This is a genomic window from Brevibacillus sp. AY1 (assembly GCF_029870785.1).
In the GTDB taxonomy this organism is placed as follows: domain Bacteria; phylum Bacillota; class Bacilli; order Brevibacillales; family Brevibacillaceae; genus Brevibacillus; species Brevibacillus invocatus.
The window spans coordinates 42590-69361 of record NZ_JAFLPN010000010.1 but is presented as its reverse complement, the minus strand read 5'-3'; the positions used below and the strand labels follow the sequence as shown (position 1 = coordinate 69361).

25 protein-coding genes and 1 pseudogene are annotated in these 26772 nt (G+C 51.4%); 21 read left to right on the top strand and 5 right to left on the bottom strand.

What is annotated here, in order from left to right:
• Window positions 1–16: 16 nt before the first annotated feature.
• Both JZI27_RS10900 and JZI27_RS10895 read left to right on the top strand, forming a co-directional pair.
• A complete protein-coding gene (locus JZI27_RS10900) occupies window positions 17–1036 on the top strand; it encodes an ABC transporter ATP-binding protein (protein ID WP_280207524.1) in 1020 nt (339 codons plus the stop codon).
• Complete coding sequence (locus tag JZI27_RS10895) at window positions 1036–1986, top strand: ABC transporter ATP-binding protein (protein ID WP_251242968.1); 951 nt, start codon at window positions 1036–1038, stop codon at window positions 1984–1986. Before JZI27_RS10900 ends, JZI27_RS10895 begins: the two co-directional genes overlap by 1 nt.
• 4 nt (window positions 1987–1990) lie before the next feature.
• Here the strand turns inward: JZI27_RS10895 and JZI27_RS10890 are convergent, their stop codons facing one another.
• Together JZI27_RS10890 and JZI27_RS10885 are read right to left on the bottom strand one after the other, a co-directional pair.
• Window positions 1991–2371: a DUF3899 domain-containing protein gene (locus JZI27_RS10890; RefSeq protein ID WP_122910287.1), complete on the bottom strand. Its 381-nt coding sequence runs from the start codon at window positions 2369–2371 to the stop codon at window positions 1991–1993.
• Window positions 2368–2574: a type 2 periplasmic-binding domain-containing protein gene (locus JZI27_RS10885; RefSeq protein WP_280207523.1), complete on the bottom strand. Its 207-nt coding sequence runs from the start codon at window positions 2572–2574 to the stop codon at window positions 2368–2370. The genes JZI27_RS10890 and JZI27_RS10885 overlap by 4 nt, the downstream gene beginning before the upstream one ends.
• A gap of 118 nt (window positions 2575–2692) precedes the next feature.
• On the opposite strand from JZI27_RS10885, the gene JZI27_RS10880 reads away from it, so the two are divergent.
• Complete coding sequence (locus tag JZI27_RS10880; protein WP_251242965.1) at window positions 2693–3508, top strand: PhzF family phenazine biosynthesis protein; 816 nt, start codon at window positions 2693–2695, stop codon at window positions 3506–3508.
• A gap of 16 nt (window positions 3509–3524) precedes the next feature.
• Window positions 3525–4466 carry a M20/M25/M40 family metallo-hydrolase gene (locus tag JZI27_RS10875; RefSeq protein ID WP_280207522.1) on the top strand — a complete coding sequence of 314 codons (942 nt, stop codon included), beginning with the start codon at window positions 3525–3527 and terminating at the stop codon, window positions 4464–4466.
• A gap of 79 nt (window positions 4467–4545) precedes the next feature.
• On the opposite strand, the gene JZI27_RS10870 is transcribed toward JZI27_RS10875, so the two are convergent.
• Window positions 4546–5607 (bottom strand): superoxide dismutase, encoded by a 1062-nt coding sequence (locus JZI27_RS10870; RefSeq protein ID WP_280207521.1) that lies wholly within the window; start codon window positions 5605–5607, stop codon window positions 4546–4548.
• A gap of 170 nt (window positions 5608–5777) precedes the next feature.
• Here JZI27_RS10870 and racE point away from each other — a divergent pair, with 170 nt between their 5' ends.
• A complete protein-coding gene (gene racE, locus JZI27_RS10865; RefSeq protein WP_122910290.1) occupies window positions 5778–6602 on the top strand; it encodes a glutamate racemase in 825 nt (274 codons plus the stop codon).
• A gap of 106 nt (window positions 6603–6708) precedes the next feature.
• Window positions 6709–7761, top strand: a complete 1053-nt coding sequence (locus JZI27_RS10860; protein WP_122910291.1) for a GerMN domain-containing protein — start codon at window positions 6709–6711, stop codon at window positions 7759–7761.
• Here JZI27_RS10860 and JZI27_RS10855 read toward each other — a convergent pair.
• A pseudogene (locus JZI27_RS10855) lies at window positions 7758–8150 on the bottom strand (hypothetical protein); the annotation flags it as partial. The gene JZI27_RS10860 and the pseudogene JZI27_RS10855 sit on opposite strands and share 4 nt — an antisense overlap.
• A gap of 186 nt (window positions 8151–8336) precedes the next feature.
• Between JZI27_RS10855 and rph the strand changes: the two are divergent.
• From rph to JZI27_RS10805, 10 genes are all read left to right on the top strand, one after another.
• Complete coding sequence (rph, locus tag JZI27_RS10850; protein ID WP_122910293.1) at window positions 8337–9119, top strand: ribonuclease PH; 783 nt, start codon at window positions 8337–8339, stop codon at window positions 9117–9119.
• The gene (locus tag JZI27_RS10845; protein WP_280207519.1) at window positions 9112–9717 is read left to right on the top strand and encodes an XTP/dITP diphosphatase; all 606 of its coding nucleotides are present in this window, start codon (window positions 9112–9114) and stop codon (window positions 9715–9717) included. Before rph ends, JZI27_RS10845 begins: the two co-directional genes overlap by 8 nt.
• A 29-nt stretch (window positions 9718–9746) precedes the next feature.
• Window positions 9747–10271 carry a metallophosphoesterase family protein gene (locus tag JZI27_RS10840; RefSeq protein WP_122910295.1) on the top strand — a complete coding sequence of 175 codons (525 nt, stop codon included), beginning with the start codon at window positions 9747–9749 and terminating at the stop codon, window positions 10269–10271.
• Window positions 10272–10412: 141 nt separating this feature from the next.
• Complete coding sequence (gene tig / locus JZI27_RS10835) at window positions 10413–11705, top strand: trigger factor (protein ID WP_280207518.1); 1293 nt, start codon at window positions 10413–10415, stop codon at window positions 11703–11705.
• Window positions 11706–11839: 134 nt separating this feature from the next.
• Window positions 11840–12421 carry an ATP-dependent Clp endopeptidase proteolytic subunit ClpP gene (gene clpP, locus JZI27_RS10830; protein WP_122910297.1) on the top strand — a complete coding sequence of 194 codons (582 nt, stop codon included), beginning with the start codon at window positions 11840–11842 and terminating at the stop codon, window positions 12419–12421.
• Window positions 12422–12441: 20 nt separating this feature from the next.
• Entirely contained in the window at window positions 12442–13707 is a 1266-nt protein-coding gene (clpX, locus tag JZI27_RS10825) for an ATP-dependent protease ATP-binding subunit ClpX (protein ID WP_251242958.1), read from the top strand.
• A 455-nt stretch (window positions 13708–14162) separates the two neighbouring features.
• Window positions 14163–15860, top strand: coding sequence for an ATP-dependent protease LonB (gene lonB, locus JZI27_RS10820; protein WP_280207517.1), 1698 nt, complete (start codon window positions 14163–14165; stop codon window positions 15858–15860).
• A 247-nt stretch (window positions 15861–16107) separates the two neighbouring features.
• Window positions 16108–18447: an endopeptidase La gene (lon, locus tag JZI27_RS10815; RefSeq protein WP_280207516.1), complete on the top strand. Its 2340-nt coding sequence runs from the start codon at window positions 16108–16110 to the stop codon at window positions 18445–18447.
• Window positions 18444–19100, top strand: coding sequence for a ribosome biogenesis GTP-binding protein YihA/YsxC (gene yihA, locus JZI27_RS10810; RefSeq protein ID WP_122910300.1), 657 nt, complete (start codon window positions 18444–18446; stop codon window positions 19098–19100). Before lon ends, yihA begins: the two co-directional genes overlap by 4 nt.
• A 32-nt stretch (window positions 19101–19132) precedes the next feature.
• Window positions 19133–20485 (top strand): protein O-GlcNAcase, encoded by a 1353-nt coding sequence (locus JZI27_RS10805; RefSeq protein ID WP_280207515.1) that lies wholly within the window; start codon window positions 19133–19135, stop codon window positions 20483–20485.
• Between the two features lie 75 nt (window positions 20486–20560).
• Here the strand turns inward: JZI27_RS10805 and JZI27_RS10800 are convergent, their stop codons facing one another.
• The gene (locus JZI27_RS10800) at window positions 20561–21502 is read right to left on the bottom strand and encodes a DMT family transporter (RefSeq protein WP_348521361.1); all 942 of its coding nucleotides are present in this window, start codon (window positions 21500–21502) and stop codon (window positions 20561–20563) included.
• A gap of 308 nt (window positions 21503–21810) precedes the next feature.
• Here JZI27_RS10800 and hemA point away from each other — a divergent pair, with 308 nt between their 5' ends.
• From hemA to hemB, 5 genes are read left to right on the top strand one after another with little or no spacing between them, the layout of a single operon-like run.
• On the top strand, window positions 21811–23169 hold the full coding sequence (gene hemA / locus JZI27_RS10795; RefSeq protein ID WP_122910302.1) for a glutamyl-tRNA reductase: 1359 nt from the start codon (window positions 21811–21813) through the stop codon (window positions 23167–23169).
• A 48-nt stretch (window positions 23170–23217) separates the two neighbouring features.
• Window positions 23218–24036 (top strand): cytochrome C assembly family protein, encoded by an 819-nt coding sequence (locus tag JZI27_RS10790; protein ID WP_280207514.1) that lies wholly within the window; start codon window positions 23218–23220, stop codon window positions 24034–24036.
• Window positions 24037–24057: 21 nt separating this feature from the next.
• Window positions 24058–24984: a hydroxymethylbilane synthase gene (gene hemC / locus JZI27_RS10785; RefSeq protein ID WP_280207513.1), complete on the top strand. Its 927-nt coding sequence runs from the start codon at window positions 24058–24060 to the stop codon at window positions 24982–24984.
• Window positions 24981–25811, top strand: coding sequence for a uroporphyrinogen-III synthase (locus JZI27_RS10780; protein ID WP_280207512.1), 831 nt, complete (start codon window positions 24981–24983; stop codon window positions 25809–25811). Before hemC ends, JZI27_RS10780 begins: the two co-directional genes overlap by 4 nt.
• Window positions 25795–26769: a porphobilinogen synthase gene (gene hemB, locus JZI27_RS10775; protein ID WP_122910305.1), complete on the top strand. Its 975-nt coding sequence runs from the start codon at window positions 25795–25797 to the stop codon at window positions 26767–26769. The genes JZI27_RS10780 and hemB overlap by 17 nt, the downstream gene beginning before the upstream one ends.
• Window positions 26770–26772: the final 3 nt, after the last annotated feature.

The following is a 26772-nucleotide window of genomic DNA, read 5'->3' as shown; positions in this document are numbered from 1 at the left end:
AAGGGAGGATGACAAGATGAATCAGCATCTGCTTACCATAGACAACTTGAAGGTGAATTTTAAGACGTATGGCGGAGAAGTGCAGGCGGTACGCGGCGTATCGTTTCATGTCGACAAGGGGGAGACAGTCGCGATCGTCGGTGAGAGCGGCTGCGGCAAAAGTGTAACAGCACAGGCGATCATGGGCCTGATCCCGAATCCTCCTGGTCGCATTGTCGGCGGCAAGGTCGTATTCGAAGGGACAGAAATCAGCAGCCTGCATAAGAATGAGCTGCTGGGGATTCGTGGAACACAGATCGGAATGGTCTTTCAGGACCCGATGACTGCCTTGAACCCGACGATGAAGGTTGGCGCCCAGATTGTAGAAGGATTTGTCCGCAGTCAAAAAGTATCTCGGGAAGAAGCGCGCAAACGGGCTATCGAGATGCTGCGACTCGTCGGCATCCCCGACCCGGAACAGCGCGTCGATCAGTACCCGCATCAGTTCAGCGGAGGCATGCGTCAGCGCGTCGTGATTGCCATTGCGCTCGCCTGTGATCCCAAGCTGGTGATTGCTGATGAGCCGACAACTGCCTTGGATGTGACGATCCAGGCACAAATCCTGGACTTGCTGAAGAGACTCCAGGAAGAGCAGCAGCTTTCCGTTGTGATCATCACGCATGACCTGGGCGTCGTGGCAGAGATCGCACACCGGATGGTTGTGATGTACGCAGGAATGGTGGTCGAGACGGGAACGGTAGAGGATGTCTTCGCCAATCCGAAGCATCCCTATACGTGGGGCTTGATGCGCTCATTGCCGCGCCTCGACGAGGAGGAAAAGCAACGGCTGGTCCCGATCGAGGGTACCCCTCCCGATTTGTTCAACCCGCCAGTCGGCTGCGCTTTTGCAGCACGCTGCGATTTCGCGATGGAAATCTGCAAGCAGCAAATGCCTCCGACTACTTCGTTTGGTCAAGGGCATGAAGCAGCGTGCTGGCTCCATGACGAACGGGCGCCGCGCATCGAAGAATTGGTGGCAGCAGGGAGGCAGGCATAATGAGTGAAACATTGTTGGAAGTGCGTGATTTGAAAAAATACTTTTCGATTTCAGCCGATTTCGAACTGAAGGCGGTAGACGGCGTCTCTTTTTCCATAAAAAAGGGTGAGACGTTAGGCTTGGTAGGGGAGAGTGGCTGCGGCAAATCCACTCTTGGGCGCACGATTATCCGCCTGTACGAAAATACGGACGGTGAAGTGTTGTTCAAGGGGAAGAATGTCCATCAGCTTCGGGGAAAAGAAATCAACCAATTCAATCGCGATGTGCAAATGATCTTCCAGGACCCGCAGGCAAGTCTCAATCCGCGGATGACAGTCGAAGATATTGTGGCAGAGGGGTTGGATATCCACGGCCTGGGTCGGGGGAAGCGGCGGGAGCGGGTCGCGGAGCTCTTGCAGCTGGTAGGACTGCACAAAGATCATGCGCAGCGGTATCCACACGAATTTAGTGGTGGACAGCGCCAGCGGATCGGGATCGCTCGGGCGCTCGCTGTTGAACCCGAATTCATTATAGCCGACGAGCCGATCTCCGCACTGGATGTGTCCATTCAGGCTCAGGTAGTTAATCTGCTGGAGGATTTGCAGAAGGAACGGGGACTTACCTACCTGTTTATTGCCCATGACCTCTCAATGGTCAAGCACATCTCCAACCGAATTGGCGTGATGTATTTAGGGAAAATGGTAGAACTGGCGCCAAGCGGCGAGCTGTACAAAGAGCCGCTTCACCCGTATACCCAGGCACTGCTTTCATCAGTGCCAGTGCCTGATCCGACGATCAAGAGAGAACGGATCGTCCTGCAAGGCGACTTGCCCAGCCCGGCCAACAAACCGAGCGGATGCGGATTTCGTACCCGCTGTCAGGCAGCGACAGAGCGCTGCGCTGTGGAAGAGCCGGTCTGGAAGGAAGCCATGCCTGGGCACTGGGTAGCCTGCCACCTGCTGGATGCCTAGATTTCTATTTTAGATAGTAGGTGATCGTGAGACCGATTGAGAATAAGGCTAGTGACAGGCCTGCTTCGATCAAAAGGGACGTTCCTCTTTGGAAGAACGTCTCTTTTTTTGATTGAAAGGAAGGATCATCCGTCTGATATAGATCCTCGTCGAGCACGCGTGGCTTGCGGAAGAACATTTGCTTGAGCTGGCGGAAGCCTGCGGCAAACACGCTGAAGAAGCCGGAGCGGACGACAGCTGCCAGACCGCCTGCGATCAACAGGAAGAGACTGAACAGAAAGCTTTGATTTATCACAGTCAGCAGGGTAGCGGAGGAAGCAGTTACGCCTACTCCGAGACAACCAAGTATGGTTATGGCCGACCAGTAGGGGAATCTCTTTTTCACGAAAACAGACACATCCTTATCGATAGGGCTGAGCAGACTAATCCCAATGCTTGGCAGGTTGACTGGATCAGGCGTTCACATCCCGCCATAGGGAGGATGAAGGGCTCTCGGGAGAGCTGCTCCAGCATAATCGATTCTTCCCTGGAAAGGGCATGTCCATGCTCTGCAACTGCAACGAGAACCTCCAATTGAAACAAGGTCATCCGGGTGCTCCTTCCATGAAGAAATGTTCATGCTAAGCATGTTAAGCCTTCATTTTACAGAAAATTCTATTGGTTTTATGATAGAGAACAAGTGCTGAAAAAAAGGAGTGGTAAAAATATGAATCGGTTACCTGTGTACCATGTGGACGCTTTTACGAGTGAAGCTTTTGCTGGCAATCCAGCAGGGGTGATTCCGGATGCCACTACATTGACTGTACAGCAAATGCAGAAAATTGCCAATGAGTTGAACCTTCCAGAGTCCGCTTTTCTGATACCAAGCAGTCATCCGGATGCCGATTTTCGCATTCGCTATTTTTCACCGACGACCGAAATCCCATTCTGCGGGCATGCGACAGTAGCTTCCACCTGGATATTGGCTACAGAGTATGGATGGCTGGAAAAAGCGGAACGCATCGTGTTCGAGACCAATGTAGGACTCATTCCTGTTTCGCTGGAGACGAAAGGGGGCAGGCTGGAGCAGGTAACCATGACACAGATCAGTCCGAGTGTAAGGGAGATTGATGTGAATCCCACAGATGTAGCGAGACTGGTCGGCATACAGCCGCAGGATCTGGATGATCGATATCCGATGAAGCTGGCGTCTACGGGCAGTATGCACCTATTGGTTCCTGTTCGTACACAGCAGGCCATTGATCAGGCACAGCCAATTTTGGCTGAATTAGCTGAATTAAACAGCAAGCACAGTATCACAACGACTCATCTTTTTACCTGGGATGCTCCGGAAGGATACACGATGTACACCCGTGATCCGGGTAGCGGGCAAGGCTCATGTCACGATCGCGGGACAGCTTCTTCTCGGATGACGAAAGGGGGAGACAGACTTGGTGATAGAGGGGCTAGAAAAGTGCATTCAGGAGAGGACAGACCAGTATTTGCAGAAATTGTTCACGCTCCTGCGGCAACCGAGCATTAGTCCTCGAAATGAGGGGGTGAGGGAGTGCGCAGAGCTGCTTCAAACCCTTATGGAAGAGAGCGGCATTTCCACTAGCTTGATTGAAACGCCAGGGGCACCTGTTGTGTATGGAGAGGTGATGCGGGACCCTGAGGCCTTTACCCTGCTCATCTATGGTCACTATGATGTGCAGCCTCCGGAGCCATTGGAAGAATGGGTATCTCCGCCATTTGAGCCTACGATTCGGGACGGGAGAATTTATTGTCGCGGAGTTGGTGACAACAAAGGGCAGCTGATGGCACAGGTGCTGGCGATCAAGACGTATCTCGACGTTGTCGGGGAACTGCCGATCAATGTGAAATTTGTGTTTGACGGGGAAGAGGAAAGCGGAAGTGAGCATCTCGATTCCTTTGTTGCGCAGCATGCAACCAAATTGGCATGCGATCTCGTCTATACGTCTGACGGCCCCATGCATGCAAGCGGGCGACCATCCGTGGAATTGGGGGTCAGGGGCATCCTGGGCATCGAGATGACAGTTACTGGAGCGAAGTGGGACCATCACTCCGGCAATATGGGGAATGTCGTGCCCAATCCTGCATGGAAGCTGATCGATTTATTACGGACGATGCGGGATGAAACGGGGAAAGTCCTGATTGAGGGCTATTACGATCGCATTCGGGAGCCATCCGTACTCGATCGGGAGCTTTTGCAGCTCATGCCGTTTGATTCCGAGCAGGTTCAGACACAGCTCGGACTCAGCGATTTGCAGATGGACGGGGAAACTTATTACCGAAAGCTGGCGATGGAGCCAACGTTCAATATATGTGGCTTTCATAGCGGGTATGGGGGAGAGGGCCTGAATGATGAAGCCAATCACGCTCCGAACGAGAATATGGTGACAGAGCTCTTTTTCAACGGGATTCTGTGCACTTGCCACGTCGTTCACAGGCTTGGTGAATTTGCCGCCCTAAAAGAATAGAGCAACGAATCCAGACAAGCCCCCTCTTCGCCGACAGGTTCGGTTGGATAAGGGGGTGCTTGTTTGTTTCGTCCCATGTTCAATACGGCTGCCAACGCAGCTTGCGCGCTTGTTGAAAGCGCTCTTCCACATAGGGCCAGTTGACGAGCTTCCACCACGCCTCGATATAGTCGGGTCGTTTTTCTTTATACTTGAGAAAATACGAGTGTTCCCAGACGTCTAGCGGCAAGAGAGGAATGACATCCCATTGTGACAGGTTCTGATGCTTTTCTGCTGTCAAAATCTCGAGGTGCTGTGAGCGGGGAGACCAGACGAGAATGGCCCAACCAGGACCCTCTACTTTGGCAGCTGCTTGGGTAAATTGCTTTTGAAAAGCTGAATAGGAGCCGAAGTATCGGTTGATGGAGTCCGCCAGATCGCCTGACGGTTCGCCGCCGCCATTCGGGCTCATCGTAGGCCAGAACAGCGTGTGCAAATAATGCCCTGCACCATTGAACGCCAGCTCCCGTTCCCAGTGGCGGATCAGCTCAAAATCATTTTTTTCGCGGGACTCTGCCAGCTTTCGCTCGGCCGTATTGAGGTCGTCTACATATTTTTTGTGCAGCTTCTCGTGATGGATACGCATGGTTTCCGCATCGATGTAGGGCTCCAGGGCGTCGTACGTATACGGCAAAGGCGGCAATGAATGTCGACCGACCGCAACAGGTCTTGCTACTGGGACTCGTTCTGGCTCTCGCGCAGGAGCAGGGGTAGGAGGTGGACCTGTATCGCGAACAGGCTCAGGCTCGAATGCAGGCTGATCCGCAGCTTGTTCCCACACTGCTTCCACGTGCTCCTGTGCCGGAAGATGAGTGATGGGTTGTAGCTCAGCAGCATCCTGGTCATACTGCTGGACCAGACGTAAAAATTGATGAAACTGTTCCTGCACCTTCTCAGCTTGAATAATCAAGGTAGGGAGTTCCACATCTTTGTTAGCCCGATCCATGCGAGAGGCCTTTTTTCCGATTTGGGTGAACGATTCGTCAAATTTGTGCAAATGGCGCTCCAGTTCGCGGTTGAGCGTGCTGTTTTTGCGTAAATTTTCGATCCATTGACGTCCCCACTGACTCCAGTCCATCAGGTTGCGTGTTTGTTGTTCCACTACTGAGTCCCTCCTACAGATGCGCATCTCCTCTTCAACGTATGATAATCGCCTAGAGAAGGTGCGGCATTCGCGGAGTGCAAGAAATTTCAAGCCCGCATATGGTAGTAGCACAAATGCAGGAAGTGGTATGCTGTACAATATTCACTACAACAGGGGAGACACCATGCATGCATAAAGAACAAGCGATTGCTGTCATTGATTCAGGAGTTGGAGGACTTACGGTAGCCAAGGAAGTCATGCAGCAGTTCCCAAATGAAAGGATTTTGTACGTAGGCGATAATGCGCGTTGTCCCTACGGCTCCAAAACGCCGGAGGAAATACGATCCTACAGCTTTCAGATGATAGATTTTGTTGCACATACGCCACTAAAAGCACTGGTCATAGCCTGTAATACAGCTACGGCGGTTGTGCTGGAAGAGGCACAAGCCACGCTCAAACTCCCTGTGATCGGTGTGATCGAACCTGGAGCGAGAGCAGCTGTCCAAGCCACACGAAACCGAAGAATCGGCGTCATCGGTACAGAGACGACCATTCGCACACAGGCTTACACTCGGGCTCTGCTGCGGCTCCAACCCGACTTGCACGTCTGCGGCTTGGCCTGTCCTGCGTTCGTACCGCTGGTGGAGACACACTTGGCACACACAGAAGAAGCCCGTCGCGTGGTGCAGGAAACGCTGAAGCCTTTGCTGCGAGAGGAATTGGATACGTTGATCTTGGGATGCACCCATTATCCTCTGCTCGCTCCGATTATTCAGGAAGTCATGGGAGATCAGGTGCGATTGATCAGCTCGGCCGAGGAGACAGCCCGTGAGCTGGCGGTGCATATCGGGTCAAAGAATAGAGCGCCCATATCCAGATCTGGTGAAAAAGGGCCAGATCATTTGTTTGTGACCAGCGGAGATGCCGACATGTTCCGAGAGATTGCCGAAGAGTGGCTGGGCACGCAGGTCGCGGTCGAGCATCATTCTCTTGTCAAAACCGTACAGTCGTAACGCCAACTTTTGACTCATCTCGCACTTCGTCCAGACATTCCACGCATAAACACAAGCCCTGCTCGTATACATGGTAGTACAAAGTGTTTGGAGGAGGCTGGATGAGATGAGAATGCAACGCATCGGCAAAATGACGGCCGTGCTGGGAGTTAGTGCTGTGCTGCTTTCGGGCTGCGGTCTCTTTGGCCCGGAAAAGGAAGTGAGTAGCATCGACGCACCTCCACTGTCAGAAGTGGCCGTAGAAGTGCCTGATGTGACAGAGGAAGGTTCGCTTGAGCAGCCTGAGGCAGTGGAGCAGGGTACAGCAGAGCGTACCGTTTACCTGCTCGATGCAAATGGCTATGTCGTTCCTGTATCTCTCACGCTGCCAAAGGTAGAAGGGCTCGCCAAGCAAGCCCTCAGCTACATGGTCAAGGGAGGTCCTGTAGAAACCTTGCTGCAAGGCGGTTTCTCCGCTGTACTGCCGCAAGGAACAGAAGTAAAGGGACTTCTGATCAAAAACGGTGTTGCTACGGTTGACTTTTCCAAAGAGTTTAAAACGTATGAAGAAAAGGATGAAAAGAAGATCCTGGATGCGGTCACGCGTGTCTTGACCGAGTTTGGCAATGTGAAGACAGTACAGATCTGGGTGAATGGGACTCCGCTCAAAGAAATGCCTGTAGCGAGCACACCTATTAACCAGCTGGATCGCAATCTCGGTGTCAACCTTGAGCTTGCAGATGGAGCGATTCCAGGCAGCACCTCTGCAGTCACCGTCTACTTCCAGGGGCAATTGGATGATGCCCGTACGTATTTTGTTCCGGTGACACGCCTGATTCCTACAACGCAAAATGTGGCGAAAGCAACGGTAGAAGAGCTGATTAAAGGACCCAAACAAGATTCCCAGCTGTTCAGTTCTCTCCTCCGAACAACGCGCGTGCTGGATGTGAAGCAGGATAAGGATCTGATCACGGTCAATCTGAGTAGCGACATCCTCAAATACGACGAGGGCAAGGATGCCAATCCAGACGCACTGGAGTCGCTCGTGCTTTCCCTCACCGAAAGCACGGGAGCGAAGCAGGTTCAGCTTTTGGTTGAAGGCAAGCCGCTCACCAGTGAAGCCCACGATTTCTCCAAGCCAGTCGCTCGTCCGCTTCACGTCAACCCGATTCGTTTTTAAAGCAAACTGTCTGGCTCCGCCACGCTCTTTTGAGAGAGCGTGGTTTTCTTCTTTTCGGCTTTTGCAGCATGCCAGATGGTTCGACCGATCCAAAGGGAGGAAAGTGTCACAAAAGCACCTGCGGCAAATCCCACGATTCGTGGTTCGGCAAAGGTCAAGAGCCAGCCGCCGGCCAGCATGGATAGTCCGAGCAGGACATTGGAAAGCGTCCCTTCCATCGCAAAGAATCGACCTTGGTTCCTATGATGAACGTGCTGCATGATCAAGGTGCGCAGACAAGCATTGCCCATGCCGCCAGCTACCGTCGAGAGCGCGTAGAACAAGGCGGTTATGGTAATGGATGGGGAAAAGCTGGTCAACAAAAAAGCAAATCCTTCGACTGCTAGGCTGAGCGCGGCTACTTCATACGTGCGTTTGTGAAAAAGCTCCGCAAGATCTTCTTTTTTTAGGTTTTGCCAGCGATTCGAATATTAGCAATAGTCTCAAATACAGGTACGGGCTCATGTTTAGTGGCAGACCGTTTCCTGCGTTTGGTATAATGAACAAAGTATGAAAGCATGTAGGGGGAACTTGAAATGAGAGTAGATGGCCGCGCGAATGACCAATTGCGCCCAGTAACGATTACGCGCAATTACATCAAGCATGCAGAGGGATCATGTCTGATCGAGATCGGCGACACCAAGGTAATATGCACGGCGACAATCGAGGATCGAGTACCGCCATTCATGCGCAACGGAGGCAAGGGATGGATTACAGCCGAGTATTCCATGCTCCCAAGAGCCACCGCGACACGGAATCCACGTGAATCGTCCAAAGGAAAAGTGGGTGGCCGGACGATGGAGATCCAGCGTTTGATCGGTCGCGCACTGCGTTCTGTTGTCCATCTGGAAGCGATGGGCGAGCGTACAATCTGGCTGGATTGCGATGTGATCCAGGCAGACGGAGGTACGAGAACCGCTTCGATTACAGGTGCTTACGTGGCGATGGTCGATGCGATGCACAAGCTCGTAGAGAACGGAGTATGGAAACAGATTCCACTCCATGATTTCTTGGCTGCGACCTCTGTCGGGGTAGTCGGCGAACATACCGTTCTGGATTTGAACTACAAGGAAGACTCCACCGCCACTGTCGACATGAACGTTGTGATGACCGGAACAGGCAAATTCGTGGAGCTGCAAGGTACCGGAGAAGATGCTCCGTTTTCACCCGAGCAATTGCATGAGATGCTCGCCCTCGCGAAGACCGGGATCGAAACCTTGATCGACAATCAAAAGCAGGCCTTGTCTCATGTGATGCTGCCGTTTGAAGCAAACGATCAGAATAAAGAAGAGACACTGGTGGGTGAAAAAAATGTCTGAGCCCAAACGCATCGTCCTCGCGACGCGCAATCAGGGCAAGGTAAGAGAATTCAATAAACTGTTTGCGCAGCTGGGATGGGAAGGCATCAGTCTGGCAGAGTTCGAGGATGTTCCTGAAGTCGTCGAGGACGGGGATACTTTTGAAGCTAACGCCATCAAAAAAGCAGTCACTATTTCTACATATTTGAACCTGCCTGCAGTAGGCGATGATTCTGGCCTGGAGGTAGATGCTCTGGACGGTGGACCAGGCGTGTATTCAGCCCGCTATGCCGGGGAAGATGCAACAGACGAGGCCAACTGGAAAAAGCTGCTGCAAGAGCTGACAGACGTCCCGGATGAAAAGCGGACAGCGCGTTTTCGCTGCACCCTGGCACTCGTCGAGCCAGGGCAGGAACCGCTGATCGCGACTGGCTCCTGTGAGGGGACCATTGCCAGAGAAGCAGCGGGTACGAACGGCTTCGGGTACGATCCGGTGTTTTATCTGCCCGCGATGGATAAGCGAATGGCCGAGCTCAGCGCAGAAGAGAAAAATCAGATCAGTCACCGGGCGATGGCGATGCAGCAATTGCTGGAAGTCATTCAGAAGAACAAACAATAGGGATATAGAGAGGCAGGAGAGTGGGAGAGATGGCAATTCTGGTGATGAGCGACACCCACGGTCTCGTTCGCGAGGTACAGCAGGTCGTTGGAAGACATAAGGTAGACAAAATCCTGCACTGCGGAGATTTTTGTGTCGATCATCAGAGGGAGCCTTTCTCCCAGATGATCCTGGTGAGAGGAAACTGCGACACCACAAAAGCGGTACCGTCAGAGGAGCAGACCCGGTGGAAAGACTTGAATATCCTGCAGACACATGGACACCTGTACGGCGTAAAAAGCTCCTTGCTGCGCCTTACCTACCGCGCAGAAGAGACGGGGGCCAATATCGTTGTGTTTGGACACTCCCATATTCCAGTGTGCGGGGTCGTGCGGGACGTTCTCTTCCTCAATCCAGGCAGCTTGCAGATGCCCCGCGGCTTTGATGTCCCTACCTACGCTGTTTTGGAGCAGGATGGGACTACCGAAAAGACGGTCGAAGTAACGGTTTCCTACTATGACTATCAAGGCAATTCGGTTTCTTCGTTGGGTGGAAGCTATTCTCTTCGACGCTGAATGAGGGCCTTGTTGAAAATGAAAAGATTTATGCTATACTAGAATGGTTATAATGGCTAGAATATGATCGCCCAAGTCTGCAATGGAGTATTGCATGACTGGCGGTGTTTTCTTTGATCCAATCTAGGAGGGGAAGTTTACGTGGCAGCAAATTGGGAAAAGGTAGAGAATAACCAGGGAGTCCTGACGGTTGAAGTAGATGCTTCGCAAGTAGACGCAGCATTGGACCAAGCGTTTAAAAAAGTAGTACAAAAAGTACAAGTTCCAGGATTCCGCAAAGGAAAAGTTCCACGCAAGATGTTTGAAGCGCGCTTTGGCGTAGAATCTCTGTATCAAGATGCGCTGGATCTCCTCTTGCCAAATGCATACGGACAGGCTGTTCGCGAAGCTGGCATCGAGCCGGTTGACCGTCCGGAAGTAGACGTAGAGCAAATGGAACAAGGCAAAAATCTGATCTTCAAAGCAACTGTAACCGTGAAGCCTGAAGTGAAGCTGGGTGACTACAAAAACCTGAGCATCGAGCCTAAGGAATTCATCGTAACAGATGAAACGCTGGATGCAGAACTGAAGCGCATGCAAGAGCGTCATGCTGAGCTGGTTACCATCGAAGAAGGCACAGCTGAAAACGGCGACCAAGCGGTCATCGATTTCGAAGGCTTCCAAGACGGCGTTGCATTCGAAGGCGGAAAAGCAGAAGACTATGCGCTTGAGCTTGGCACTGGCACTTTCATCGCCGGCTTTGAAGAGCAAGTAGTAGGCATGTCCGTTGGTGAGGAAAAAGAGATCACTGTAACATTCCCAGAAGAATATCATTCTCCTAACCTCGCTGGTAAAGAAGCGGTATTCAAAGTGAAGCTGAATGGCCTGAAGCGCAAAAACCTGCCTGCTTTGGACGATGAATTCGCCAAAGACGTGAGCGAGTTCGATACGCTGGAAGAGCTGAAAGCCGACACGAAAACCAAGCTGGAAGAAAAAACAGCTCAAGAAAAAGACCAGTACATTCGCGAACAACTCGTGTTGAAAGCTGCTGAAAATGCAGAAATCGACCTGCCAGCAGTTATGGTTGAGCATGAGCTGGATCAAATGGTGAACGAATTTGGTCAACGCCTCCAATACCAAGGTATGACACTGGAGCTGTACTACCAATTCTCCGGTATGGATGAAAGCCAATTGCGCGATCAACTGCGTGCAGATGCAACATCCCGCGTGCGCACTTCCCTGACATTGGAAGCGATCGGTAAAGCAGAAAACATCACAGTAACAGAAGAAGATGTAAACGAAGAGCTGAACAAGCTGGCTTCCGTATATGGCCGCCCTGCTGATGAGCTGCGTAAAATCTTCTCTGCTCAAGACGGCTTGGCTGCTCTCGAGCGTGATGTGCAAACTCGCAAAACCGTCGATTTCCTGGTTGCAGAAAACAAAGTAAGTGCATAAACTTAGAAGAACGCAAGAATAGCCAGTGGTCAGGCTACGCCTCGCTTCTGGCTTTAGCGGATAACAAGGCACGATTCGTTCGTGCCTTGTTTTTCCAACTGGGTAATCCTTTTGTGCAAAGGAGGAACATACATATGCTGATCCCTATGGTTATTGAGCAAACGAGCAGAGGTGAACGCTCCTACGATATTTACTCCCGCCTCTTGAAAGACCGGATCATCCTTTTGGGGACCGAGATTGATGATGATGTAGCCAATCTTGTAGTCGCCCAACTCCTGTTTTTGCAGGCAGAAGATCCGGACAAAGATATTTCCCTATACATAAACTCGCCCGGAGGCTCGGTTACGGCCGGAATGGGTATTTACGACACGATGCAATTCATCAAGCCGGATGTTTCTACCATTTGTGTAGGCATGGCTGCTAGCATGGGAGCTTTCCTGTTGGCGGCTGGCGCAAAAGGAAAACGCTTTGCGTTGCCAAACAGCGAAGTGATGATTCATCAACCGCTGGGAGGCGTGCGCGGTCAGGCAGAAGACATTCGTATTCACGCTGACTGGATTTTGAAGACAAAGCGCCAACTGAATCAAATTTTGTCAGAACGGACAGGGCAGCCATACGAGCGTGTGGAAGCGGACACGGATCGTGACAATTTTATGAGTGCTGAAGAAGCCAAGGCCTATGGATTGATCGACGCAATTATTGAACGCAAAAACTGACCTGTTGTGAGGTGACGCGCATGTTTAAGTTTAATGACGACAAAGGCCAACTGAAGTGTTCCTTCTGCGGCAAGTCCCAGGAACAGGTGCGCAAGCTGGTAGCTGGTCCTGGTGTCTACATTTGTGACGAGTGTATCGAACTGTGCAATGAGATTGTTCAGGAAGAGCTGGGGACTGAAGAAGAAGTAGACATGAAAGAAATTCCAAAGCCGATTGAAATCCGCAAAATCCTGGACGATTACGTGATTGGACAGGATCTGGCGAAAAAATCTCTGTCGGTAGCGGTTTATAACCACTATAAGCGGATTAATTCCGGTGCGAAGATCGAGGATGTTGAACTGCAAAAATCCAACATCATGCTGATCGGACCTACTGGTAGCGGGAAGACGTTGCTTGCGCAAACACTCGCTCGTATTCTCAACGTACCTTTCGCCATTGCAGACGCTACTTCCCTGACGGAGGCTGGCTACGTGGGTGAAGACGTGGAGAACATCCTGCTGAAGCTGATCCAGGCAGCCGATTACGATGTCGAGAAGGCCGAAAAAGGCATTATTTACATCGATGAGATCGACAAGGTTGCCCGCAAGTCGGAAAACCCGTCGATTACCCGCGATGTTTCCGGTGAAGGCGTACAGCAAGCTCTGCTGAAAATTTTGGAAGGAACGGTTGCAAGTGTTCCACCACAAGGTGGACGCAAGCATCCACATCAAGAATTTATCCAGATCGATACCTCCAACATCTTGTTTATTTGTGGCGGTGCCTTCGATGGCATCGAACAAATCATCAAGCGGCGTCTTGGTAAAAAGGTCATCGGTTTTGGCAGCGATACGAACGAAGGCATCAAAGGCGATCTGAAAGCTGGCGAATACTTGAAATACGTATTGCCAGAAGACTTGCTTCGCTTTGGACTGATTCCGGAATTTGTCGGTCGTTTGCCAGTTCTGGCTACACTGGAGCCGCTGGATGAGGATACGCTGATTCGCATTCTGACTGAACCAAAGAACTCCCTGGTGAAGCAGTATCAAAAGCTGTTGAGCCTCGATGGCGTAGAGCTGGAGTTCGATGCGGGCGCCCTGCTGCAAATCGCGAAAGAAGCGATCAAACGCAATACGGGAGCGCGCGGTCTGCGTGCCATTATCGAGCAAATCATGCTGGACATGATGTACGAACTGCCATCGCGTGAAGACGTGAGCAAATGCGTCATCACGGAAGAGACCGTTCGCGACAAAGTGAAGCCCCAGCTGATGACCAAAGAAGGTCAGGAAGCTCGTTCGGAAACAGCGTAAACATATGAAATGATAAAAGGCTATCCCAAGTCGTTGACGAGGGATAGCTTTTTTACAGTATCGGAAAGTATAAACTTCTAAGAGCAACACATCCCGATGTATTTCTTCTTGAATAAGCCTCGAGGGGAGTCTCATGAGGAATAATGGTCATGTTGATCCAACCGTTGTGATGGCAGGAAACAGGAGAAAACGCTCCAGCTTCTTGGGCTGCCCGCCTTGGGGATTCACTGCCCGACTCCGTGAAAAAAACGAAACCGCGTCCAAAGCAGCTGTCTGCTGGACTAACCCAAAAGCTGGTGAGAGTAAAAAGAAGAAATTAGCGAAAGTCTTAAGCACGCTGGGAGTAACAGGAAGCTTGGTTTATGTCATCCTGTACGGGGTAATACTACTTGGTATAGTTCAAGAGACGTTTCCTGGGATGAATGGCTGCCAGTATTGCATGGGAGGGACAGCAGGTGGACTATACAACGTTAGTCATTGCCGTTATTGAAGTGATTGTCGGGATCGTGATCGGTACGTATTTTTGGAATTTGCTCCGTACTCAGCGGAATGCGAAGAGCTCGACAGAAAAAGACTCGCGTAAGGATTTGGATTCGCTACGTCGTTTGAGAATGATTGCTTTGACCGAACCGCTCTCGGAAAAAACAAGACCCGCCACGATGGATGAGATCGTTGGTCAGCAGGATGGTTTGCGAGCCCTGCGTGCCGCGCTTTGTGGGCCCAATCCGCAACACGTGATTATTTACGGTCCTCCGGGTGTTGGAAAGACAGCGGCAGCCCGCGTAGTACTGGAAGAAGCGAAGAAGAACACGATGTCTCCGTTCAAAGCAGACGCCAAGTTTATTGAGATTGATGCCACTATCGCTCGCTTTGATGAACGCGGAATTGCCGATCCGCTGATTGGATCTGTTCATGACCCGATTTATCAGGGAGCAGGATCGCTCGGTCAGGCGGGAGTTCCTCAACCCAAGCCGGGAGCTGTCACCAAAGCGCATGGTGGCATGCTTTTTCTCGATGAGATCGGAGAGCTTCATCCTGTACAAATGAATAAGCTGCTAAAAGTACTGGAAGATCGCAAAGTCATGCTGGAAAGCGCGTACTACAGCGAAGAGAATACGCAGATACCGTCCCATATTCACGATGTGTTCAAATACGGACTTCCTGCTGATTTTCGTCTCGTAGGAGCGACGACTCGCTTGCCGGATGAATTGCCTGCTGCGTTGCGCTCGCGTTGTCTGGAGATCTTCTTCCGACCGTTGAAGGCTGGAGAGGTTGGCAGCATCGTGCGGACTGCTGTGCCCAAGATGGAGATGACCATTGACGATGATGCTGTTTCGGTCATCGAGCGCTACGCGACGAATGGACGTGAAGCGATCAATACCTTGCAGATTGCAGCTGGTATCGCCTTGACGGAAGAGCGGAAAGAGATTCACGCTTCGGATGTAGAGTGGGTCGTGCACAGCAGCCAGAAGTCGCCGCGTATGGAAAAACAGGTTCATGATCAGCCTCAGGTTGGTCTGGTCAATGGCCTTGCCGTCTACGGACCGAATATGGGAAGTGTGATGGAGCTGGAGGTCACGGCAACACCGGCTGTCCTGTCAGGGCAGGGAAAAGTCGCCATGACGGGAATGGCCGAAGAAGAGGAGATGGGTGGACGCAGTCGCACCATCCGTCGTAAATCGATGGCGAAGGGCTCCATCGAGAACGTTTTGACCGTGTTGCAGCGCATGGGTATTCGATCCTATGATTACGACCTGCACATCAATTTTCCTGGCGGTGTTCCTGTAGATGGGCCATCCGCTGGCATTGCCATCGCGACAGCGATCTGCTCGGCTATCAAGGAAGTGCCTGTCGACAATCTCCTTGCCATGACGGGTGAGGTAAGCATTCACGGAAAGGTAAAGCCGGTGGGTGGTGTCGTAGCGAAAGTAGAAGCAGCACGTATGGCCGGGGCTACACGCGTTCTGATCCCGGAAGAGAACTGGCAATCTATTTTTGCCGACATGAAGGGCATTGAAATCATTCCTGTATCTGCGGTATCGCAAGTCCTCGAGCTGGCGCTGCTGGAACAGGAGGAGCCGAAAACGGAAGAAGCGGGTTTCACCCTGCAATTGCCGGCAGAAGAGCTGGCATCGTCCCCAATGTCCTTGTAAACAGTCGGGAGAACTTGCATATTAGACATCGGATTGCGTTTGCGCTACAATGGAAAAAAGCTTCAACTTGTCGGTGGGCGAGGGGTTGCTTACTCCTGCACAAGCCTCGAAAAATGCTGTGTTGGCGGGCTGCCCCCCGTGTCGACGAGTTATTTTTTCGACGATCAAAAACGGCTGTCGGAGCCGTTTTTGCATGTTAACGAACTGAAACTTTGATAAAGGGATCAACAAGGAGAGGTGCATAAGTTTGGGCGAACGTTCCGGTAAACGAGAATTACCGCTTCTCCCGTTGCGAGGATTGCTTGTGTATCCAACTATGGTACTCCATCTGGATGTTGGGCGAGAAAAGTCCATACGCGCATTGGAGCAGGCGATGGTGGATGACAATAAAATCCTATTGGCGACGCAGGAAGAAGTCCACATAGAAGAACCGAATGCAGAGCAAATCTACACCATTGGTACGGTGGCACGGGTCAAGCAGATGCTGAAGCTGCCGAATGGTACGATTCGCGTCCTCGTAGAAGGTCTGCAACGGGCCAAAATCGAGGAGTATTTACAGTCGGACGATTACTTCATTGTTTCCATTACATACTTGAATGATGAAAACTCAGAGGAAAATGAGGCAGAAGCTCTGATGCGTTCTGTTCTCAACCATTTTGAACAGTATATCAAGCTGTCCAAGAAGGTATCCCCCGAGACGTTGACCTCCGTGACAGACATCGAGGAGCCAGGCAGACTGGCAGACGTGATCGCTTCCCACCTTCCATTAAAAATCAAGGATAAGCAGGAGATACTGGAGACGGTCAATATTCAGGAGCGTCTGGAAATCCTCTTGACTATTCTCAACAATGAGCGAGAGGTACTGGAGCTGGAGCGCAAAATCGGCAACCGTGTGAAAAAGCAGATGGAGCGCACCCAGAAAGAGTACTACCTGCGTGAACAGATGAAGGCGATCCAGAAAGAACTGGGCGACAAGGATGGTCGCCAGGGTGAAGTCGACGAGCTGCGTGCCCAGCTGGAGAAGTCGGATGCGCCAGAGCGGATCAAGGCGAAGATCGAGAAAGAGCTGGACCGACTGGAAAAAATGCCGTCCACTTCTGCAGAGGGCTCCGTGATCCGTACGTATATTGATACGCTCTTGGGATTGCCTTGGACGAAAACAACCGAGGACAATCTCGACATCAGCCATGCGGAGAAAGTCCTGGATGAGGATCACTACGGTTTGGAAAAGCCAAAAGAGCGCGTTCTGGAATATCTGGCTGTGCAAAAGCTGGTCAATTCCATGCGCGGACCGATTCTCTGTCTGGTCGGCCCTCCAGGGGTAGGGAAAACCTCTTTGGCACGTTCAGTCGCTCGCGCTTTGGGACGAGAGTTTGTCCGTATTTCGCTGGGCGGCGTTCGGGATGAAGCAGAAATCCGCGGACATCGCCGTACCTACGTAGGCGCCTTGCCTGGACGGATTATTCAGGGAATGAAGCAGGCAGGTACGATCAATCCCGTCTTCCTGCTGGATGAAATCGACAAGCTCGCTTCTGATTTCCGGGGAGATCCTGCATCCGCTCTGCTGGAAGTGCTGGACCCGAATCAGAACGACAAGTTTTCCGACCATTACATCGAGGAAACCTACGACCTGACCAATGTCATGTTCATTACGACAGCAAATAGCCTGCACACGATTCCACGCCCGCTTTTGGATCGTATGGAGGTCATCTCCATCGCAGGATATACCGAGCTGGAAAAGCTGAACATCATGCGCGGCTATCTGATGCCTAAGCAGATGGAGGATCATGGACTTGGCAAGGATAAGCTGCAAGTAAATGAAGATGCCATGCTCAAGCTGGTTCGGCAGTACACACGTGAGGCTGGTGTGCGCAACCTGAATCGGGAAGCAGCCAGCATCTGCCGGAAGGCTGCCAAGCTGATCGTCAGCGGAGAGAAAAAACGCGTCGTGGTGACTGCCAAGACGTTGGAAGCCCTGCTTGGAAAACCGCGCTATCGCTATGGATTGGCAGAGAAAAAGGATCAGATCGGCTCGGTGACTGGTCTTGCGTGGACGCAAGCAGGAGGCGACACCTTGAACGTAGAGGTCAGCATTCTTCCTGGCAAAGGAAAGCTGACGCTGACGGGTCAATTGGGCGACGTGATGAAGGAATCCGCACAAGCGGCATTCAGTTATATCCGTTCCCGTGCAGAAGAGTGGGGGATCGACCCTGTCTTCCATGAGAAAAACGATATTCACATCCACGTTCCGGAGGGAGCAATTCCAAAGGACGGACCTTCTGCTGGTATCACGATGGCGACAGCCTTGGTCTCTGCGCTCACCCAAATTCCTGTGAAGAAGGAAGTCGGGATGACAGGAGAGATCACCCTTCGCGGCAGAGTATTGCCGATCGGCGGATTGAAGGAAAAGTGCATGTCTGCCCATCGCGCTGGATTGACGACGATTGTTTTGCCGAAAGAGAATGAAAAAGATATTGACGATATCCCGGAAAGCGTTCGAAGCGAGCTGACCTTCCATCCAGTAGAACATCTGGACGAAGTGCTCCGTATTGCCTTGACCAAAAAGCCAGAAGGTGGCAAAGCATGAAGGTAACCTCTTCCGAATTTGTCATCAGCGCCGTAGGTCCGAAGCAATACCCGACGGACGGCCTTCCTGAGATTGCACTGGTTGGCCGCTCCAATGTCGGCAAATCGTCCATGTTGAACAAAATGATGAATCGCAAGGGACTGGCCAGAATCAGTTCGCGGCCGGGGAAAACCCAGACGCTGAACTACTTCAGGGTCAATCAAATGCTGTATTTCGTTGACTTCCCTGGCTATGGCTATGCCAAGGTGGCCAAAACGATCAAGGAAACATGGGGAAAAATGATCGAAGGCTACCTGAAAAATCGCCAAGAACTGCGCTTTGTCATCCAGCTGGTAGATATCCGTCATGCACCGAGCAAGGATGACGTCGCTATGTACGATTGGTGCAAGCAAATCGGGATTCCGACCGTCGTTGTGGCGACAAAAGGAGATAAAATCGCCAGAGGGCGTTGGATGCAGCATATCAAGGTCATACGTCAGGATCTGAAGCTGCGCGGTGACGATACGATCATCGTGTTTTCCTCCGAGACAGGTCAAGGCAAGGATGAGCTGTGGGGAGAAATCATGCGTCGCTTGCGTGCAGCTGAAGAGGACCAAAGACAAGCAGAAAAAGAAGAGCAAGAAGAACAAGCGAATTCTAGCAACCCGTCATAACCCAGACCATCAGGCAGGGGGATGCATCTTACGTGACCGAGCAAACACGTTTTGCCATACGAGGGGTGATTGAAGGCTTTTACGGAAAGCCTTGGTCCCACCAAGAGCGCTTGGACATGATCGATTTTTTGGGGCGAAACAGCTATAACTATTATTTTTACTCCCCAAAAGACGACCCGTATTTGCGGGATCGCTGGATGCAGCCCCATCCAGAGCGGGATCTGGAACAGTTTGGTGTATGGGTAGCAGCTGCACGGAAACGGGGGATCTCGTTTGTCTATGCACTGAGTCCGGGGTTTGGGATGAATTATGCCAGCTCACAGCACCTTCGGCTCCTGTTAGACAAATATCAATCTCTCTACAAACAGGGCGTGCGCGACTTTGCCCTCCTGTTTGACGATATCCCCTTGCAGCTCATGCATACGGAAGACAACGAACAGTTTTCCCAGCTGGCCGAAGCGCATGTCCACACCACCATTCAGGTATGGGAGGAAATGAGCGCTTGGCCGGACGTGGGGAAGCTGTTTGTCTGTCCTACCCAGTATAGTGGAATGGGGGATGAACCCTATATCACCTATTTGGGGCGGCACCTGCCAAAGGCAGTGGAGCTGTTTTGGACAGGGCGTTTTGTTTGCTCCCCCTCGCTCACCAGTCAGGACGCCATGCGCTTTTTGACCTATACGCAACGTCGGCCGCTCTATTGGGACAACTATCCCGTAAACGATCTGGCGATGGCAAACGAGCTGCATATCGGTCCCTTGCGCAATCGAGATCACGATCTGTGCAATTACGCAGCTGGGTACGTAGCGAATGCGATGTCCAGACCGGAATCAAGCAAAATTCCTTTGATGACGGCAGCTGCCTATTTGAGAAATCCGGAAGCCTACGACCCAAGAACAGCGTGGGGCGTGGCCATAGCCGAAGTGGCAGGAGAGGAGAAGCAAGCTGCTTTTCGACGGTTTGCCGAGCATGTGCAGAGCTCCTTTCTGCACGACGCTGAATCGCCTGGTCTTCTGGAAGCCTTGCTTCAATTTCGCTTTCAATTTCTGCGTGGGGATGCTCGAAAAGCCCTTCAGGATTTACATAAAGTGTTCGTAGAGATGGAGACGACAGCACGAGATTTGCTCGTAGACACAGATGAACACAAGCTGATCCGGGAAAGTCGGGAATGGATTGAAAAATACGAAGGCTGGGGACTGGTCGGGCAGGCTGCGGTAGCCCTCATGGAGGCTGGAACCAGCGGGAAAATGGCGCAAGCGGCTTTCCATTTGCTCAAGCTGAAACGATTGGTTAAACGTGTGGAGAGCATGCCGCAAATGGTATGTGGCCATGTGATGAATACGTTTGTCGAAGCAGTATGGCAGGAAGTGAAAAAGGGACGTTAGGAAAAGCTCAAGTGGAGATACCAAAAAAGGTTCCAATCCCGACTGGGAGAGGAACCTTTTCTATTCCATTTGGCATTACACGGAATTTCGGTCTGTTCGAGTAGGCTGTTTGCGATTTTTCGCATTTTCCAGCCATTCCTTGATAGGCAATTCAGCCAGAATCATGCCGACGAAGATCAGCATACAGCCGAACAGCTGACGACCGCTCAAAATCTCGTTGATGAACACATAGGACGTCAAGGCAGCAAACACGGGCTCCAAGGCAAAAATCAGAGCGACCCGGGTCGAGCTGGTCTGCTTTTGCAGGGCGGTTTGGGCCAGGAAAGCAAGGGCGGTTGCAAAAATAGAAGTGATGAACAACCCGAAGGCTACTTCCGGAATCAGCAGAACACCAGGATCAAAAGCAAGCTGGTAATCCTCGAACAGAAAAGCGTAAGCCCAGCTCAAGAGAGCAACGGTTGTGAGCTGCACGATAGCCAGCGGCAAGGCGGGAAAGCGTGGAGCGTATTTTCCTGTAATGACGATCTGCATCGCAAAGCAGATCGCGCATCCAAAAACGAGCGCATCTCCCAGATTGAACGAGAAGGAATTGCTTTGTGTCAACATATACAGTCCGAATGCAGCCATGATGACACCGATGATGGCCGCGGGCTTTACCCGATCCCGTAGCAAGAGAAAAGAAAAGAGCGGTACGAGGACGACGGAAAGTCCGGTAATAAAGCCTGCTTTTGATGGCGTGGTATAAAGGAGCCCGACGGTCTGCAGCGCATAGCCGAGACACAGCCAGAAACCCAGGATCGCTCCTGACACGAGCAGAGGTCCTCGCCACTCCTTCCATTGCTTGCGGTACATCGTGATTTGAATGAGGAAAAGGAACAAGGCTGCAATCGTAAAGCGTACAGCATTGAACGTATTCGGAGGCAAGGAAGAGATTGCCTGCTGTACGATGAGAAAGGTACTTCCCCAAACGAAGGCAACCAACAGCAAGGTGATGTCGGCCATCCATGGTTTTCTCAAAGTTTCTCTTCTCCTATCGTGTGAGTATTCAAAATCTTTCTATCTATACATGTAGAACCATGCTGATCTCTTTCATGGATGAGTGATAGCAAAATAGAATGGCAATGCCACGTTCTCACGTACAGGAAGGTATAGCCTGCATGATACGGCATTCCTGTCAAGAGCGCAAGCGGTTTTCACATCGGATGGAGAAGTGTCGCCGTTAATAAACTTTTCACAATTACTCGTAGCCCTTTCGGGACATAATGTTATAATGATAGTGAAATTTATACATGGAACGACAAAGCAGGTCATTCTGGGAGGATATTATGGATATACTTTTGCTGGGACTTAACTATAAAACGGCACCGGTTGAAATTCGCGAAAAATTTACTTTTAGCGACGATGGCACCGCACGTGCTCTTCATCTCCTCTCCCAGACGAAGAGTATCGCTGAATGTATCATTATCGGTACGTGCAACCGCACTGAGATCTATGTGGTATGTGACCAGGCCAATATTGGACGGGATTATACGCTGCGCTTTCTCGCAGAGTGGTTTGGCGTGGAAAAAGAGTCTTTCAAGGAACATCTCTATATAAAAGAACAAGAGCAAGCCATCGAGCATTTGCTTCGCGTATCGGCTGGTCTGGATTCGATGGTCATGGGAGAAACGCAGATTCTCGGTCAGGTGCGGGATGCTTTTCTGCTTGCCCAAAAATTGGAGACCACGGGAACGGTTTTTAATACGTTATTCAAACAAGCAATTACATTTGCCAAGCGGGCGCATACCGAGACAGCAATCGGACAGAATGCAGTCTCTGTCAGCTATGCTGCGATCGAGCTGGGCAAGAAGATCTTCGGTACCTTCTCGGGCAAAACCGTCCTGATCATCGGTGCGGGCAAGATGAGCGAGCTGACTGTGAAGCACTTGCATGCCAACGGAGCTGCCAAGGTGATCGTTGCGAACCGGACGCTGGAGCGCGCACAGCTGCTCGCACAGAAGTTCAAAGGGGACGCCTGTACGATGGAGCAGCTGCCACAGGCACTGCTCGCAGCTGACGTCGTCATCAGTTCTACCGGAGCGGCTGGCTATGTGCTCGGAAAAAGAGAACTGACTTCGATCATGAAACAGCGAAAGCACCGTCCTTTGTTCATGGTAGACATCGCCGTTCCACGCGACTTGAACCCGGATCTGCACGACCTGGACAATGTCTATCTGTACGATATCGACGATCTGGAAGGAATCGTGGCAAGCAACGTGGCTGAACGCTCTCGAGAAGCAGAGCGCCTGGATGTCATGATCGAAGAAGAGATTGTGGCTTTTACCAACTGGTACCAGACGTTGGGTGTGGCGCCATTGATTGCTGCATTGCGTGAAAAAGCATTGGGCATTCACGGAGAAGCGATGCGCAAGATCGAAAACAAGCTGCCGCAATTGAGTGAGCGGGAAATGCATATCATCCGAAAAACGACCAAAGGGATTGTCAATCAGCTCATGCACGATCCGGTTGTGCGCTTGAAAGAGATGGCAGCCAATAAAAAAGGAGACGATGTGCTGGATATTTTCACGACGATGTTCGCCCTTGAGGAAATTCTGACTCGTACGGAGAAGGAAGCTACCTGGGCTAGCGAGAAGAAAAAACAGCTGACTTCCCCGGAGAAGATCCTCGTCTCCCGAGATTCATAATGAGTATTTCGTGATAGAAACTTGAAAGAGAAAGAGGGGAGGGCGTACATGGCTGATGTGAGATGGATCTATGATCTGACCATCTTTCTCTATGCTGCGAGTGTTCTCTTCTATTTTAACGACTTCTTGCAAAGCAATCGGAAAGTCAAACGTTTGGCTTTCGGGTTGCTTGCTGTCGTTTGGGCCTTGCAAACCGCATTTTTTGTCTCGCAAACCATGGCCAAAGCCTATTTTCCTGTCATCACCTTGTTTGAGACGCTCTTTTTTTACTCATGGGTACTGGTGAGCCTTTCGCTTGCCATCCACTATTTTTTTCGCATTGATTTACTGGTTTTTTTTACTAATATCATCGGATTTGTCGTACTGGTCATGTCCATGTTTTTGCCGGAGACACCGATTACAGCCGTCTCCCATATCTTGACCTCGGAGCTGCTCTTGACGCATGTGACGCTGGCGATGTTCAGCTATGGGGCATTTTCACTCTCGATGGTGTTTTCCGTCATGTACCTGTTTCAGCACAAGATGTTAAAGGAACGAAAATGGACTCCCTTGCTGCGCAGGCTGCCGAGCTTGGACCAACTGGAGGCCTATGCATACCGGATGAATATGCTGGGCGTCCCGATGCTCCTCTTGTCCATTGTTCTGGGGATTATATGGGGGAAAATGGTTCTGCCTGAAAAATTCCTGCTAGACGCCAAGGTGTTTTTGTCCATACTGCTAGTGGCAGTCTATTCTTTCTGGCTGTATAAACGATACCGCGATACGTGGCAAATGCGAAGGCTGGCACAGATGAACATTTTGGCATTCGCTCTCTTACTAATCAATTTTTTCGGAACGAATACATCTAATTTTCACAGCTGGTGGTAGCGGCTGTCTGAGGAGGCAATCATGAAGAACTGGAAAGTGGGAACGCGCCGCAGCCGTTTGGCGCTGACTCAAACGAATTGGGTAGTGGAACAATTGCAAAAGCTGGAGCCAGAAGCGAGCTTTGAGCTGCATGAAATCGTGACCAAGGGTGATCAGATTCTGGATGTCATGCTATCCAAAGTAGGAGGCAAAGGACTGTTCGTCAAGGAAATCGAGCAATCTCTCTACGACAAGGAAACAGATTTTGCAGTTCACAGCTTGAAGGACATGCCTGCTGAACTCCCAGAGGGCTTAGTCATTGGCGCTATTCCAAAGCGCGTTGATCCAAGAGACGTGCTCCTCTCCAAGGATGGCAAGACATTGGATGAACTCCCAGAGAGTGCTCTGGTAGGAACTAGCAGTCTTCGTCGTGCTGCACAGCTTTTGGCGTATCGTCCGGATATCCAGATCGAATCCGTCCGCGGAAATATTGATACGCGGATGCGCAAGCTGCACGAAGGAAATTTTGACGCCATCATTCTGGCTGCCGCTGGATTGGAGCGGGTTCAATTTGAGGGCGAAATCGCCCAGTTTTTGCCTGTGGAGATCAGTCTTCCGGCTGTCGGCCAAGGAGCTTTGGCTATCGAATGTCGTGCCGACGACGAGGAAACTCTCGCTTTGCTGCGCCGCTTGGATGATGAGCCGACCCGTCTGGCTGTGACCGCTGAGCGCACCTTCCTGCACAAACTGCAGGGTGGCTGCCAAGTGCCGATCGGTGCATACGCAACGGTAGAAGATGGAGAGATTCATCTGACTGCGATGGTTGGCTCTCCAGATGGAAAGCTAATCTGCAAGAGCACCGCTTCTGGTCGCGATCCTGTAGCCGTAGGCTTGCAGGTATCGGAGGCCGTCCTGGCTCAGGGTGCAGCAAATATCCTGGCAAAAGTGCTGCAGGAGAACGAAAAATGATGAGCGGCGAAGCCTACGCCAAAACCAGTGCGAGCAAGCCACTGACTGGCAAATGTGTTATGGTGACACGCGAGCGAAGTCAGGCGCGAGAATTGGTTGAACAAATAGAGGCATTGGGAGGAGAAGCGTTTGCTTTTCCTCTCTTGAAAATGATCCCGCCGCTCGATTACAAACAGCTGGATGAGGCCATTCGTACGCTCGATACCTACGACTGGCTGATCTTCACTAGTGTGAACGGCGTCCGTTTCTTTTGCGAGCGTATGGACGGATTAGGAGTAGCGGTGCAGGATTACGCTGGTCGTGTGGCGGCAGTTGGCCCCAAGACAGCGGCTGCTCTGGAAGAACGAGGGCTTTTGGTAGAGGTGATCCCTTCTGATTTTGTGGCAGAGGGATTGTTGACCAGCTTGCAGACCGCGCTTCTCGCAGGCCAGCGAGTCCTGCTGCCGCGAGCTGATATCGCCCGCAAGCTATTGCCAGAAAAGCTTCGGAAAATGGGCATGGATGTCACGGAAGTCGATGTGTATCAGACGGTGATCGATGCTGATATGGCACCTCAAGCTGCTGAGCGTTTACAGCGCGGGGAGATTGATGCGATCCTGTTTACAAGCTCGTCGACCGTCAGCCATTTTGTACAAGCGATGTCTACATGGATCACGCCCACGTGGCTCGATCGAGTCCATATCGCCTGTATCGGCCCGATTACCGCGCAGACAGCACAAAAGCTGGGGTTGCAGGTGAATGTTGTGGCACAGGAGTATACAATAGATGGATTACTGGATGCATTACTGAAGAATCTGGGAGGGGAATCTCATGACAAGCAAATTTGATCGTCATCGCCGATTGCGCAGCAGCGCAGCCATGCGCAACCTAGTTCGGGAAAATCACGTACATATTGAGGATTTGATCTATCCGCTTTTTGTAGTAGAAGGCAGCAATATTAAAGAAGAAATCCCTTCGATGCCAGGCGTTTATCATTTTTCCCTGGACATGCTGGCAGAGGAAATGAAGGAGATTGTCGCGGCAGGTATTCAATCCGTTCTGATGTTTGGTGTACCAGAATTCAAGGATGCATGCGGTTCTGAAGCATACAACGATCAAGCGATTACCCAACAGGCCATTCGCCAAATCAAGGAATCCTATCCGGAAATGATCGTCATTGCAGATACCTGTCTGTGTCAGTACACGGATCACGGGCATTGCGGTGTGTTGCACGAGGGAGAAGTCGTCAACGATGAAACCTTGAAATTACTGGCCGCTACAGCCGTATCGCAAGCAAAAGCAGGTGCAGACATCATCGCGCCTTCCAACATGATGGACGGATTTGTGATCGCCATTCGCGAAGGCTTGGACGAAGCTGGATTTGCCCATATTCCAATCATGTCTTACGCAGTGAAGTACGCATCTTCTTTTTACGGTCCATTCCGTGATGCCGCTCACTCGACACCACAGTCTGGTGATCGCAAAAGCTACCAGATGGACCCGGCCAATGCACGTGAGGGACTTCTGGAGGCAGCATCTGACGTCCGGGAAGGTGCCGACTTCCTGATTGTAAAACCAGCTCTGGCATTCATGGACATGGTCCTTCGCCTGCGCGAGAACTTCCATGTGCCGATCGTGGCGTACAACGTGAGTGCGGAGTATTCGATGGTGAAAGCCGCAGCGGCGAATGGCTGGATCGATGAAGAACGGATCGTAATGGAAACACTGGTAGGCTTCAAGCGCGCAGGCGCAGATCTGATCATTACGTATCATGCTAAAGACGTGGCAAAATGGCTGACGAGGTGAGCA